This window comes from Desulfosceptrum tomskiensis, from assembly GCF_049818055.1.
Lineage (GTDB): Bacteria > Bacillota > Desulfotomaculia > Desulfotomaculales > JASEER01 > JBFLVT01.
The window spans coordinates 41,712-54,714 of record NZ_CP187479.1 but is presented as its reverse complement, the minus strand read 5'-3'; the positions used below and the strand labels follow the sequence as shown (position 1 = coordinate 54,714).

The 13,003-nt window shown below is 57.9% G+C and carries 13 protein-coding genes, 1 pseudogene and 1 riboswitch; of the genes and pseudogenes, 13 read left to right on the top strand and 1 reads right to left on the bottom strand.

Features of this window, described 5'->3' with window-relative positions:
• The first annotated feature begins 8 nt into the window (after window positions 1-8).
• The gene (locus ACPV0M_RS00285) at window positions 9-1,739 is read left to right on the top strand and encodes a Na/Pi cotransporter family protein (protein ID WP_425621020.1); all 1,731 of its coding nucleotides are present in this window, start codon (window positions 9-11) and stop codon (window positions 1,737-1,739) included.
• A 464-nt stretch (window positions 1,740-2,203) separates the two neighbouring features.
• Here ACPV0M_RS00285 and ACPV0M_RS00280 read toward each other — a convergent pair whose 3' ends face one another.
• Window positions 2,204-2,914, bottom strand: coding sequence for a hypothetical protein (locus ACPV0M_RS00280; protein WP_425621019.1), 711 nt, complete (start codon window positions 2,912-2,914; stop codon window positions 2,204-2,206).
• Window positions 2,915-3,495: 581 nt separating this feature from the next.
• A riboswitch (cyclic di-GMP riboswitch) is annotated at window positions 3,496-3,576 on the top strand.
• A gap of 168 nt (window positions 3,577-3,744) precedes the next feature.
• Here ACPV0M_RS00280 and ACPV0M_RS00275 point away from each other — a divergent pair.
• From ACPV0M_RS00275 to ACPV0M_RS00220, 12 genes and pseudogenes are all read left to right on the top strand, one after another.
• Complete coding sequence (locus ACPV0M_RS00275) at window positions 3,745-4,464, top strand: LuxR C-terminal-related transcriptional regulator (RefSeq protein ID WP_425621018.1); 720 nt, start codon at window positions 3,745-3,747, stop codon at window positions 4,462-4,464.
• A 168-nt stretch (window positions 4,465-4,632) separates the two neighbouring features.
• The gene (locus ACPV0M_RS00270; RefSeq protein WP_425621017.1) at window positions 4,633-5,697 is read left to right on the top strand and encodes a TasA family protein; all 1,065 of its coding nucleotides are present in this window, start codon (window positions 4,633-4,635) and stop codon (window positions 5,695-5,697) included.
• Between the two features lie 30 nt (window positions 5,698-5,727).
• The gene (locus ACPV0M_RS00265) at window positions 5,728-6,720 is read left to right on the top strand and encodes a hypothetical protein (RefSeq protein ID WP_425621016.1); all 993 of its coding nucleotides are present in this window, start codon (window positions 5,728-5,730) and stop codon (window positions 6,718-6,720) included.
• Between the two features lie 292 nt (window positions 6,721-7,012).
• A complete protein-coding gene (locus ACPV0M_RS00260) occupies window positions 7,013-7,609 on the top strand; it encodes a signal peptidase I (protein WP_425621015.1) in 597 nt (198 codons plus the stop codon).
• Window positions 7,610-7,749: 140 nt separating this feature from the next.
• A complete protein-coding gene (locus ACPV0M_RS00255) occupies window positions 7,750-8,349 on the top strand; it encodes a TasA family protein (protein WP_425621014.1) in 600 nt (199 codons plus the stop codon).
• 39 nt (window positions 8,350-8,388) lie between these two features.
• On the top strand, window positions 8,389-8,901 hold the full coding sequence (locus ACPV0M_RS00250) for a TasA family protein (RefSeq protein WP_425621013.1): 513 nt from the start codon (window positions 8,389-8,391) through the stop codon (window positions 8,899-8,901).
• Window positions 8,902-8,936: 35 nt separating this feature from the next.
• The gene (locus ACPV0M_RS00245) at window positions 8,937-9,542 is read left to right on the top strand and encodes a SipW-dependent-type signal peptide-containing protein (RefSeq protein WP_425621012.1); all 606 of its coding nucleotides are present in this window, start codon (window positions 8,937-8,939) and stop codon (window positions 9,540-9,542) included.
• A gap of 131 nt (window positions 9,543-9,673) precedes the next feature.
• The gene (locus ACPV0M_RS00240; protein ID WP_425621011.1) at window positions 9,674-10,666 is read left to right on the top strand and encodes a SipW-dependent-type signal peptide-containing protein; all 993 of its coding nucleotides are present in this window, start codon (window positions 9,674-9,676) and stop codon (window positions 10,664-10,666) included.
• A 138-nt stretch (window positions 10,667-10,804) separates the two neighbouring features.
• Window positions 10,805-11,596: a hypothetical protein gene (locus ACPV0M_RS00235; RefSeq protein WP_425621010.1), complete on the top strand. Its 792-nt coding sequence runs from the start codon at window positions 10,805-10,807 to the stop codon at window positions 11,594-11,596.
• Between the two features lie 122 nt (window positions 11,597-11,718).
• Window positions 11,719-11,841: pseudogene (locus tag ACPV0M_RS00230) on the top strand (ArsR family transcriptional regulator); the annotation flags it as partial.
• 65 nt (window positions 11,842-11,906) lie between these two features.
• Window positions 11,907-12,044 (top strand): hypothetical protein, encoded by a 138-nt coding sequence (locus tag ACPV0M_RS00225; protein WP_425622244.1) that lies wholly within the window; start codon window positions 11,907-11,909, stop codon window positions 12,042-12,044.
• 83 nt (window positions 12,045-12,127) lie between these two features.
• Window positions 12,128-12,844 (top strand): N-acyl homoserine lactonase family protein, encoded by a 717-nt coding sequence (locus tag ACPV0M_RS00220; RefSeq protein WP_425621009.1) that lies wholly within the window; start codon window positions 12,128-12,130, stop codon window positions 12,842-12,844.
• Window positions 12,845-13,003: the final 159 nt, after the last annotated feature.

Sequence of the window (13,003 nt, the reverse complement as noted above, 5' to 3'; positions counted from 1 at the left end):
AACGCCCTATGACTGCAACATCCTGGATTACTATACTATTTGGCTTCCTAGGCGGTATCGGCATCCTGCTGTACGGTATCCAGGTCATGGGCGACGGCTTGCAGAAGATCTTGGGACGCCAGCTCCGGCAGATGCTGGAGTCCGTGACCAGGCACCGGCTGCTCGGCGTCGGCGCCGGCATAGCCGTCACCGTCCTCTTCCAGAGCAGTACGGCCACGACCGTGATCCTGGTCGGTTTGACGAGCGCGGCGGTGATCACCCTGCGCCAGTGCATGCCCGTTATTCTGGGCGCCGACATCGGCACGACCATCACCGCCCAGTTGATCGCCTTGAAGTTCACTGAACTGGCGCTGCTTATCGTGGGTATCGGTGCACCCATCGTCTTCTTTGCCAAGAGGGACCGGCACCGCCGGGTCGGCCAGGCCATCACCGGATTCGGCCTCCTGTTCCTCGGCCTGAAAATCGTCGGGGATACCATGCACCCGCTCCGCGACATCCCGGCCTTCGTCAATACCCTGGCCGCCGTGAGCGACAACCCCCTCCTGGCGGTGCTGGCGGCCGCCGTCATCACCTTCATCATCCACAGCAGCGCGGCCGTGCTGGGCATCGTCATGGTCCTGGCCAGCCAGGGAGCGGTCGACCTTTACGCAGCGATCTATCTCCTGCTGGGGGCCAACGTGGGCACCTCCTTCACGGCCCTGCTGGCCAGCATCGGGTCCCGCCGGGAGGCTCAGCGGGTAGCCATGGCCCACTTCCTGTCGAAGATGGGCGGCACGATGCTGCTCTTCCCCTTCGTGCCGTGGTATGGCTCTTTCCTTAGTAGCCTGACGTCGTCGCTGGCCTTCCAGGTGGCCAACGCCCATATGTTCTTCAACATCGGGCTGGCGGTGGTTTTCCTGCCCTTCAGCGATTTCGGCGCCCGCATCCTGGAATGGATGCTGCCCGATAAAAAGATTCCGGAACTCGAACCCAAGTACCTGCGCGAAGAGGTTATCACCGCTCCGTCGGTGGCCATCGGCCTGGCCCACAGAGAGACGGTGCGTCTTTCCGCCCAGGCCATGCGCGTTCTGCGGGACGCCGAACGCGTATTCCAGGGCGGCAGCGTCGACATCCTCGAACAAATCGCCCACAAGGAAAGGGTTATGGACGTCCTCTGCAAGACCGGCGTGGCCTACCTCACCCGCGTCCTGCGCCAGCCCCTGAGCCGGGAAGAACTCGAGTACGCCATGGGCCTGATCCACATCCTGGACGGCCTGGAGAAAATCACCGACATCGTCGAACGCAACATCAAGAACATCATCGAGACCAAGCTGGCCCAGGGCGTGGAGTTCTCGGCCAAAGGCCGGGAGGAATTGAACACCGTCATTAAAGAGGTCACCAACCTAATGCGCCTGACCCACAAGGCGCTGGTCCACGGAGACTTCTGCAGGGCCGAGCAGGTGGTAACCGAGCAGCCCAAGATCACGGCCCTGGTCCGGGAACTGCGGCAGACCCACGTCCACCGCCTGACCGAAGGCATCAAGGAAACGGAAGCGACCAGCAACCTGCACCTCGAGCTGCTGAACAGTTACCAGCAAGTTAGTGACTTACTGCGCGACGTCGCCTTCACCATTATGGAGCAGCTCTCCAAGAGCAAGTGCTGCCTTACGCCTTACACCGGTACGAAGGAATCCGAGACGGAGCAGGACAACGGGGACATCGAAACGGCGACGCAAATGGACCACGCGGCGTCGGCCTGAAAAAAGCCCTCACATGTTGTGAGGGCTTTGCATTGGACCTTCTATGTCAATACCTATTTTAATAACCCTGATTAGGCCGCCCGTAAGGCGTGCCGCTCCTTGGCTGCCAGGAATAGAGCTTCATCATAGGGGGTGTTGTTAAGCCACATCGCATAACGTGGTGTTGTGTGGTCAATGATCAGCCCTATCCAGCAACGGTGCTCGAAGCACGACCCTTCTATGGATCATAACGCCACATTAAGCTCGGGGAAGGCAACTCCAATGCAGGCAATCGAGTTGCTGGCGCTGAGAGGCCTTTCCCCGAAACGTTGGGTACTGGGTAATACCACAGGAGATCGGGGATCTCCTTGTAAACCAAGGCTTTAGAGATAGTTTAACGGATAGGGCGTTGAGCATTGGGCATTGGGACAGCTGGATTCGGCGAAGCCGAATCCCTTTCCTTTATTAATCCCAGTGCTCAGCGCTCAGTGCTCAATGCTCAGTTTGCTCAGGAAGTAATCCGTAAATCCCGCCGAGGTCCTCACCGCCAGCGGGACCATCATATCCCGCACGAGGGCGAAATCGTCCTTCTTGAACACCCACGAACGCGGACGCCAGAGGTTTAAATTGATACCGTCACAATACCCGAAATACCCGTAAGCCTCCCGGGCGTTGGCGTACACCCATTGCGCGGGAAACATTTCATTGCTGTAGAACCCGTCTTTTACCGGCACGTTCGATGTTTCGTTGATGTGCTCGTGCACCCAGTGCTCGTATTCGCTGTGTTTAAAAAGAACAGTGCATCGGGCGTGATGAGGCACTGTAAGATCCTGCACGAGGTGAAGGGCTATGCCGAAAACCCGCATTGACAGAGATTGGTCGCCTTTTTGCCAGAGCTTGCGCGCGATATTGAAACAGGCGTCGCAGAAAAGAGCCGCGTTCGTCACCGCGCCCAGACCGATGGATATCCATCCCCCCAATCCCATATTGGTATAAGGATCGAGAAAGTGCATCACGGGCGCGACCGGGATGTCACCGAAAGGAGTCTCCACGTCCATAAGCCCGACGTCGGCCTCCTCCAGGCCCCTGTTGATCTCGTCGGCAAACTTGTTGACCAGGCGCAGCCCGGGCCGACGGTCGTTACGGAGAACGATCCGCGCTCTTTCGAAACACCACTGATGGTCTTCTATCCGCATCGGGTCACCTGCTTCGCCGGCGACAGGCCGTCGAACAGCACTTCAAGACTGCCGTTCTCCGGGCATACGATGCCGGCACAAGCGTTTTCCACCATCCTATGCCGTCGTCGTTTTAAAGGTGAACGGCCCGCAGGCACGGAAGCCGCCCGTTCCGGTATCGCAAAATGTCTGTTTTTGTCGCAAAAATCTGCGCCCGGCTCGCCATCAAGCGACAGGTATTTGCCGCCGCTAAGTGCTACACTGGGTTACGGTACAGCGTGAAAGCGAGGCGATGTTGTGCAAAAGCGTACCTGCCCGATGTGCGGCCGCGACTGGTATTCGGCCGATACCGCGGGCACCTGGAAATGCGAGTGCGGAGCCGAGATCAAGCCCGAAAGGAAAACTCGAAAAGACAAGGATGCGGCAGAGTGCGTTGAACAATCTTTTGCCTTGGAAGTCAAGAAAAATTAAGTGAAGTCGAATCGACATACTGAGCAACGTATCACGAACAAACGGGGAATTGTGCGTTGAAACATTCTTTCACCGAAAACCGGGATGCGACATTTTTTTCAATATGCCGTGTGTTATACTGGTTTCATCCTACACCGAAAGGGTAAACCGCCCGCAAGGGCGGCGCACAAAGCCAGGCGCGGGAGTAAACATTCTGCAGGCCGGTTGCCGAAGGTAGGTTGCAAAACTTATCTTCGGCTTTTTGTTTGTTAGAGTCAACAAATGCGTGCGACGGAAAACCTGATAATAAGCTACTGACCAAGCAGTCCTGAAGCGGCAGTGACACCGCTTCCAACAGGCCCGCGAAAGATTGCGACCACAACACTGCAGGGGGGATCCAGGTGACAGAGAAGATTCGTATTCTGGTCATCGAAGACCAAGAGCCGCATCGGCGGGGAATGGCCGCTCTGCTGGGCGCCTTCAAGCGCTTCGAGTTCCTAGACGCCCTGGATAGACAAGCAGGCGTAACCGAGGCTTCCAAACAGCAACCGGATGTTGTCCTTCTTGGTCTTCCTGAAAACCTCGAAGACATGAAGGAACTAATCAGGTGCATCAAAGACGCCTGTCCTTTCAGCCTGGTGATAGCTGTCGGAGAGGAAATAACCTTTGAGCAGCTTCGCTACATTCTGGAAGCAGGTATTGACAGCTACCTGTCAAGGCAGACGATTCCGGGGAACTTGGTCAGTGCCGTCGGGTTCGCCTGTTCTTCAGGAATGCTCTTTTTCCCGCGCGGTTGTCTCAAAAACACCGATGCTTCGTCAACACGCCAGACAGCAGACCGTGAAGAGACTTCCAGTAAGGCTGGAAGCGTCCTGACCGAACGAGAAATAGAAATCTTCCGGCTGATGACCTTGAACTATTCCAACAAGCGTATCGCGAGCACGCTTTTTATCAGTGAACCCACCGTTAAGAGCCATGTTCGAAGCATTCTGCACAAACTCGGAGCAAAGAACAGAATGGAAGCTGTACTAATCGGGATTACCACAGGCCAAACAGAGAGAGATACGCAGGAGATGCAGAAATCGTTTCACGCTCATACCCCCCTAAAGGTGCTCAGTTAAGTTCAAAGAGGGTTACACCTGAGGTCATCCTCCCGACTTAACCGGAAGAATGACCCGCCCGCATATAATCACCCGTTAGAAGAATGCACAATCATCCCCTTTCCCTGCTAACCTTGAACTATGCAGCCTTCGAAGCATACTTCGGAAACTAATTTGGGGGTGAGAAAAGTGCGTCTGAACATCCTGCCCAGCCTGGCCATAGTGTCCTTGCTCATTGTCGCTATGGCCGCCGGGTCTTTCAGCTTTTTTTCGGCCGAGGTGCGAAGCGATAATAATACCTTCACGGCCGGAACCCTCTATCTGGGGCGTGATGAGACTTCGCCGGGAATCCTTGACACCCTTACGCCGATTGAAGAGATCAGTAAGCTATTGCCGGGAGACAGCCTGACATGCCGCGTAGAAGTCACGAACCTCGGGTCCGCAGACGCGTACGTCAACGGAATCTCTGCGGGGATATCGGAGACCCCGGGCAAGTTCCTTGCCAATGCTCTGAGGGTGCGAACAGCCCTCAAAGGAACGGTCCTTTTTGAAGGCTCCCTTCTGGCCCTTGATGGAGAACAACCTGTACCTACAACAAGCGAGGTCTTGCTTGCGCCGGGAGAGACAGCGGAACTCGAAGTTAACATCGAACTCGTTGGCACCACCGGAAATTGGTATAAAGGGAAGGAACTAGGCAATGTTTCCTTAGCCTTGTGGGCGACCCAATTATCATGCTCGGAGCGACAGCCTGACACTAAGGTCCGTATTGCCGCGGGCAACTTGCAGGAGTTCCTCGATGCTGCGCAACCCGGTGATATCATTCTGATCCCGCCCGGAAGTCATCCAAGAACACAGTTAACAGTCCCGGGAATAACCGTTAAGGCTTTAGATGTCGTTTATGAGACCGCCGTAGAAGGTTTTGACATTCTGGCACCAGGCGTTACAGTCCAGGGATTCTACGTGTTAAGCTACGATCCCGGCATGGCAGGCATAGCTGCCCATGCGGGAGCCGCACCCAATTGCCGCATTCTTGACAATATCGTCGTTTGGGACGACAACTTCGCTATCCTTCTTCTTCCCGGACCCGGCACCGGCGGTCAGCCCGCCCTCGTAACACGGAACGACGTTCGGCGCTCTCCGGCCAGCGAACCACCCGCTTTACCCGTCATCAACACACCGATCCAGGCCCTCGCTCCTGCTGAAATGCATGACAACCTTGGCGATGACCTGGACCCGGCTGTCGAAGCTTTGTAGGCCAGTTAACGTAATCAGGAGGTGAAAGTCTTGTTCAACCAACCGCCATCAAGAGCCAGACGCTCCAACAAGCGACGTTCCAAAAGCCTGCTCTTGCTTACCGGAGCGACAGTGGCTGCGCTCGCGCTGACGCCCGGCCTGCCCGGCACCCTGTCCTACTTCTTTACTCACGCCCGTGCCCTGACGTCGATATCGGAAACGGCTTCCGCACAAGACGTCTTGGGCATAGGCGGAGCTTTTAATGTGGAAACATGGCTGGCTACGGGAGCCAGTGGAATTGTTATCACCAACAAGGCCCACTCGCGGATCTGGGTTTATTTTAGTATTGAGGGAACCTTGCGTGACGTCTTGCAGCACATCAACCCGGTCGCCCTGGAACCCGGACAGTCATACGAGTTGCAGCTGCCCATCGTTGACCCCACAGAACTGGGACTGCTGGGATGGGCCAACGAGGATCGCGCGTTTTCGGGTACGATTACGGCACGCATCCTCAACGACTACGCATCGTACCCCGTGGCGGAGATGACTGTCTACGCCGACAGCCTCTTTGATTACGTGATAGGAGCCTGCGAGGATCCGGAACTTGAAGGAATTAAAACGGTGCAAGACGTAGCGCAGGTGATTATCCAGCGGAATCAACTTGCTGAGGAAAACTCGTTCCTTCAGAGCACCATCCAGTCACTACAGGAGCAAATTGGAAACCTTTTGAACCAGTTACCGGGATGCGGCGGCAGCGGCAACGATCAAGGCGGCAGCGGCGACGGTCAAGGCGGCAGCGGCAACGATCAAGGCGGCAACGGTAACGACCAAGGCGGCGGCGGTAACGACCGGGGCGCCGGCAGCGGCGGCGGTCAGGGCGGCAGCGGTGAAGGCCAAGGTGGCAGCGGTGAAGGCCAAGGCGGCAGCGGCGACGGTCAAGGCGGCAGCGGCGGCGCCCAAGGTGGCAGCGGTGAAGGCCAAGGCGGCAGCGGCGGCGAAGAACCCGATGATAATGGTGAAAACCAGGAGTCCTATCAGCTCTAGCCTCAAGCCAGGCCGATTAAACAACGGGGTAAAGGAAAGCACTGACTGACAACCGATGCTTAAAGCGGGGGATGCATCATTCACTTCCCCCGTTTTGTTTCCCCCTCCTTGCGGATTACTTCCGCCCCCTCCCCATCCTTTAGGATTACTCCCTCCGCGCAGAACCCGCCCAAGATTAGATACCGCGGATGATGGTTACTCATTCCCCGCTTCTGCTACGCTGGGGATGTATAAGAGCATTCGTCCCCAAATCGAGTTTCAATGAGGTTTGCGGAAGGAGACCGGCATCCCGATGCGTCTCGTATTTAAAATCCTGGGCAATGTCCTGACCATCATTTGTTTACTGCTTGTCGCCGGCGGTGTCTTTTATCTCGTCAAAGCCCGGTTGGACGGGGGGGTCCCTCAGGTGGCAGGGCACGCCCTCTACGTCGTTCTCAGCGGCAGCATGTCCCCCGCTTTTGATCCCGGCAGTCTCGTGGCTGTGGCTCCCGCAGAGCCGGCAGCGGTGGGTAAGGGGGACGTCATCACCTTTAAGGACCCCAATGACCCGGCCAAGATTGTGACGCACCGTGTGTCCGACGTGGTCCGGGACGGAACGAAGGTAAGCTTTGTTACCAAGGGTGACGCCAATAACGCCGATGACCGTACGCCCGTCCCCGCTGCCAATGTCTTGGGCCGGGTTCGAGTTACAGTGCCTTATGCCGGTTTCGTCGTTGATTTCGTGAAAAAGCCTGCGGGCTTAGTTTTGCTTATCATCCTCCCTGCTCTAGCCGTTATCGTATCCGAGCTGATCCACCTCTACCGCCTGCTGCGCCAAGAGGAAGAAAAGGCTGAGGAAAAAGCTGAGGTCGAGGAGCCAGTAAAAGCCGGCGCAGAAGCCGGATTTTAAGCAATCGAGGAACCTGGGAGGAAAAGAAGGAGGTGTTGGGCTTCCTGTAATTGAGAGGTTTGGATGGGATGCGTTCTGCACTTAGAAACACACGGATATCAACAACTTTGAACACCAATTTGTTTAAGGAGGAATCGGCTTTGCGTACGAAAGTGATTATGAGCTTACTGGTTCTGGCCCTGGCCGGGGCTTTGGTCGGCGGGGCGACCTTCGCCTACTTTACCAGCGAGGCGACCAACAGCGGCAACGTGTTTTCCACCGGGACCCTGGCTATCAGCATTACCGACCCGGTTGAGGAGGTGTTCAACGTGCCGAATATGAAGCCGGGCGATCAGGTCTCGGATACGATCACTATTCAAAATACCGGATCGTTGAACTTTAAGTTCAGAGGCGAGGTTACCGGAAACAACTACCTTGCTGGCGGGACATCTGTTGTACCCGGCAGTGCAGGCTGCCTCTCCGACGTCCTGAACGTCGTGGTCACCCTGATTGATACCAACGGCACCCCGCGCAGCGACGTGATCTTCACCGGTACCCTCTCGCAGTTGATGGCCAGCGGCCTCCCGGCCTGGGCGCCGCCTGGTGTTACCGAGCCCTTCCAGCCCGACTGGACCGCCACCTACCAGGTGGACATTACCTTTAACGAAAACGCGGATAACGACTACCAGGGTTCCAGCTTCGAGAACGGCGTGATCACCTTTACCGCCACCCAGTGGGATAACCCGGGCTGGACTGAGTAAATTTTCGAGCAGATTGTAGATTAAGGATAGGAGGTAGACATGATGCGTTGGAAAATCGTCTCCAGCCTGATGGTCCTGGCCCTGGCCGCCGCCCTGATCAGCGGCGCGACCTTCGCCTGGTTCACCAGCCAGGCTACAAATGCAAACAACCTGTTTCAGGCCGGCACCCTGACCATCAACGTAAGCAACCCCAATGGGGGCGGAGCAGCCTTCAACGTCGGCAACATGGCCCCCGGAGACGTTGTCTCGGGTACCTTGAACTTGGTAAATACTGGAAGTCTGCCCTGCAAGGTCCGGGCAAGAGTCGTAGGCGAGGCTTCCGGTCTGGCGGACGTCCTCGAGGTTAACTTCAACAACCAGGGCTGGCAGCCCCTGACCAGTGTCCTTAACACGTGGTTCCTAGTGGAAAATGGCAATGCCATTGCTTCCGGTGCTACGGTCAGCTTGCCGGTACAGGTCCGGATGATGGCCTCCGCCGGTAACGAGCACCAGAACCAGACCTGGAGCGGGGACATCGAGTTCGAAGCCATCCAGGACAACGCCAGCTTCTAACCCAAACCATTCTGTAGCAAAGGGGGAGTACCCCGGTGCGTAAACTGCTCTTCATGGCCGCCCTGGTATGCCTGGCCGCCTTCCTGATGGGAGGAGCGACCCTGGCCTGGTTTACGAGCCAGGACACGAACGAGGGAAACGAGTTTATAGCCGGCACGGTCAAGATCACGGCCGAGCGCAATCTCGGCGACCCGATCCCCGGACCGATGTTCTACACCACGCGGGAGCAGGGGAACTTCAGCGACCCGGCGTGGCCTGACCACGCCACCGGCCAGTGGTACCCGGGGAAGACAGAAACCCGCCAGCTCGTCGTCTACAACGAGGGCAGCCTGCACGTGAGGCTGAACGGGCTCTCAGCCGAGGTCACGGGTATCGAGGACCCGACCCTGGTCCAGGACTGGGCGGAGAAAATGAATGTCAAGGTCTTCGTCAGCAGCAGCCCGGGCAGTGTTCTCTTTGACGGGACCCTCGACCAGTTGCTGGAGGGCCAGTACCCGACCGCGGCCCAGCCTTTCATCGGCGCCCAGGCAGGCTCGAACCTGCACCTGTCTTTCGAGTTGGAGATGGACACCAGTGCCGGGAATGCTCTTCAGGGGCTTGAACCTGTTGTCGCCTTTTCGGTCTATGCCATCCAGGCCTAAGGCTTAGTTTCAGGGCATCCCGTACGGCGGTTATCAAGAACCGTCCCCGCGTCGGCGACGGCCGTGCCCCCTACAGGGTTAAGCAAGCCGTACGGGATGTACGATCCTAACAATGAAAGGAAATTGAGAAGATGCGTCAAAGCGTTTTGCTGGTCATGGTCTGCGCCGTGCTGGTGCTGGGCTTGGCCGCCGGGGGAACGCTGGCCTGGTTCACCGCCACGGCCAGCAACGACGACAACGTCTTCACCTCCGGTACCCTGATCATCGGGACCTCGAACGCCGGGGCCAACACCGGGACCATGAATTTTATGGGCGAGCCCGGCAAGAGCACGTCCTATACCGTCACCGTCAAGAACCTGGGCAGCCTGCCCTTCTGGTATAAAGTCTCCGCCAGCCAGGAAGCGGGGGACGCGGGTCTTTACAACGCCCTGGTGGTCTCGATCAACGGCGGGCCGGAAATGCCCCTGCCTTCGCTGACCGACCACGTCCTCAACCTGAACCTGGCTTCCGGCGCACAGGAAGATAAGACCTTCACGGTTAAGCTCCCGACATCCGCCGGCAACAACCTGCAAGGTAAGAGCGCCACGATCAGCCTCACCTTCCACGCCGAGCAGGTAGCGACCACCCCATCCAACGCCGGGCTGATCAACGCCGGCTTTGAAGACGGAAACCTGAGCGGCTGGACGAAAGTCAGTGAAGCTGACAGCGTGGCGGTTGTCGGGGCCGACGGCTTCGCGTCACCGATGTGGGGCAGCTACATGGCCAGGCTGGGAGATGATAACGGCGGATCGTCGGGTGAGCAACCAGAAGGAGACAATGCGATCTCCCAGACCTTCACCGCGCTGGGGTCGAACCTGGTCTTCGCTTACAACATTTTTACCTATGACTATGATCCTTACGATAACTTTACGTATACGGTTACGGCGATGGCCGGCTCCACCGTCATTGACAGCTTCTCTACTACGGCGTTCGGAGATGGTGAAGGCCTGGTATCCACCGGCTGGCAGACGAAGAGCCTTGACCTCACCGGCTACGTAGGACAGGATATCACGCTCTACGTCACCGCCGGCGGGACTGTAGATGACGCCTTTTCCACCTGGGCTTACCTCGACCTGCCTGAATAGCAAGCTGAAGGAGGGCGGGGGCCGGCGCCTGGTACAGCGGGGCCCCCGTCCATATTCCATGGCAGTCCGTATTGTTCGCCCGTCCGCACCTAACCTTCCAAGCTCAAGGTCCACGCGAAACACGGAGGTGTCCCGACGATGGCAAGGCTGGCAACAAGCCGACCGACAAAACAGGATAAAGCGCTGTGCAGGTTGGGGACGGTCCTATGCCTGGCCCTTCTTATCCTGCTTCTCCTCCCGAACGCGGCGGCCCGGGGCGCGACCGACCTCACCGCGACCCTTAATGACCAAGGAATCCGCTTCGACCCCGAGGGCACCCCGCTGTTCGTGGCCACCAACCTGGCCCCGGGGAAATCGGTCGAGCGGCTTCTGGCGATCCGCAACGCCGGCAGCGGCCCTTATCGCTGCTCTCTTCAGGTAGTCGCCCTCGACGGAATCACCCTTCTTCAGGCCTTAACCATTGACGTCCGAAACGCCTCGGGGACGGCGATCTTGTACCAGGGATCCCTGACGGGCGGCGAAATACCGCTGGGGAATATCGCCCCCACGGGGGAAAGAGTCTTGAGCCTGACCGTCAGCCTGCCGCAAAACGCCGGAAACACTCTTAAGGGCCAGAAAGCTCACGCGGATTTCGTGTTTATCAGCCGCGGCACCGGCGGCGGCGGGCCCGGCGAACACGGCGGCGACAAAGGCCGTGATGAGGGTGATGAACCCTTGACCCCGCCGGAGCAGCAACTGCCCCAGGAACCGTTAATCGTTCCGCCTGAAACGCCGGCGGCCGGCGGGCCGCCGCAAACCGAGCAGGTAACGGCCACTTTCGGCGGCGGGGGCATGCCTAACACCGGCGACCACTACCTGCCCTACCTCATGGCCGGAGCCACCCTGGTTCTGGGCGCGCTGCTCTGGTCCCGCCGCTTAAATCCGCAGTAGAAAGCAAAAAGACTTAACCCTTGTGTCTGAACAAAGGCTTCTTGAAAGAGGCCTTTTGTTTGTGGGGTCAGACCCTCACATTTTCACTACCGAAACGGTGACAACAGCTGGAGTGATGAGATTTGCGGGAGCTGGCGGAGAGGCTCAGAGCTTTGGGAGAGCCTACGCGTCTCAAGATACTGCGGCTTCTACACGAACGCGAGTTGTGCGTCTGCGAGATCGCCGAGGCGCTCCAGATGAGCCAGCCGCGCGTCTCGCAGCATTTAAAAGTCCTGCGCCTGGCCGGCCTCGTCGATGAGCGGAAGGTCAAGTGTGGAGCTACCACTCCCTTGTCCCGGAAGCCGTCGAGGAACTGTTCGGTGAGTTCAGGGAACTTATGCAGCGTGAGATAGCCCTGAATCCCGAATTGGCGGAGGAAGCCGCCAAATTGCGGCTGGGCATGCCGTAGGCGGCAGTTGGCGATTGGTGGGAACGGTGATACCATTATCTCAAGGGTACATGTCCGGATCAAGGGAGAGGAGCGGTGCGGAAGTGACGGAATACATCATTCACCCCCTGGTCGTCGGCGCCAACGAGACCGACCAGGGCATCATGACCTACCTGAAGGGCTACGGCAAGCGCATCTGGATCCCCATTTACGTCTTCTACCTCGAGGGCGGCGACAAAAAGATCCTGGTGGATACCGGCCTGGAGCAGTTCATGGTCCCCCCGGAGGTCGGGGAGAAATACGGGCTGGACATCCTCGACTTCGAATCGGCGCTGGCCAAAGTCGGGCTCAAGCCCGAGGACATCGACATCATCATCCACACCCACCTGCACAACGATCACTGCGAAAACGATTACAAGTGCACCAACGCCAAAGTCTACGTCCAGCAAAAGGAGTACGAGTTCTTCCTGGACCCCCACCCGATCGACCACCGTTACTACCCGGACGTACTGGACGGCGTGGACGTCGTGACGGTGGACGGGGACGCGGAGATCGTCGACGGCGTCAGCGTCATGCTGACCCCGGGCCATACCCCCGGCGGCCAGTCGGTCGTGGTCAACACGCCGGCGGGAAAGGCGATCCTCACGGGATTCTGCTGCAACCGCGAGAACTTCCCGGCTAAGGGGCCGGTTGTTGCGCCGGGAGTCCACATCAACGTCATCGAGGCCTATGAAAGCGCACGGCGCGTTAAGGAGGCCGCCCCCGACATCCTGATCCCGCTGCACGATTTGGAGGTCGGCCGCAAGGTCTGGGGTCGGTAGGGTGTAGGGCGTAAGGGGTGGGGTGTAGGGTATAAGGTTTGTCTCTTGAATATTCAGCATATTCGCCATTCGGCTGGCGCCCAGTATGATTTGCACGATCCCTGAAAACAAGCGATAATAGTTTGAGAGTATTTGCAAAAGGAAAACCGTCCGGCAAAT

What these genes read in the sequence shown, in the direction of transcription:
- ACPV0M_RS00285 (WP_425621020.1), top strand. Translation starts at nt 9, where the DNA reads ATGACTGCAACATCCTGGATTACTATACTATTTGGCTTCCTAGGCGGT.
- ACPV0M_RS00280 (WP_425621019.1), bottom strand. Translation starts at nt 2,914, where the DNA reads ATGCGGATAGAAGACCATCAGTGGTGTTTCGAAAGAGCGCGGATCGTT.
- ACPV0M_RS00260 (WP_425621015.1), top strand. Translation starts at nt 7,013, where the DNA reads ATGCGTCTCGTATTTAAAATCCTGGGCAATGTCCTGACCATCATTTGT.
- ACPV0M_RS00250 (WP_425621013.1), top strand. Translation starts at nt 8,389, where the DNA reads ATGATGCGTTGGAAAATCGTCTCCAGCCTGATGGTCCTGGCCCTGGCC.
- ACPV0M_RS00240 (WP_425621011.1), top strand. Translation starts at nt 9,674, where the DNA reads ATGCGTCAAAGCGTTTTGCTGGTCATGGTCTGCGCCGTGCTGGTGCTG.
- ACPV0M_RS00235 (WP_425621010.1), top strand. Translation starts at nt 10,805, where the DNA reads ATGGCAAGGCTGGCAACAAGCCGACCGACAAAACAGGATAAAGCGCTG.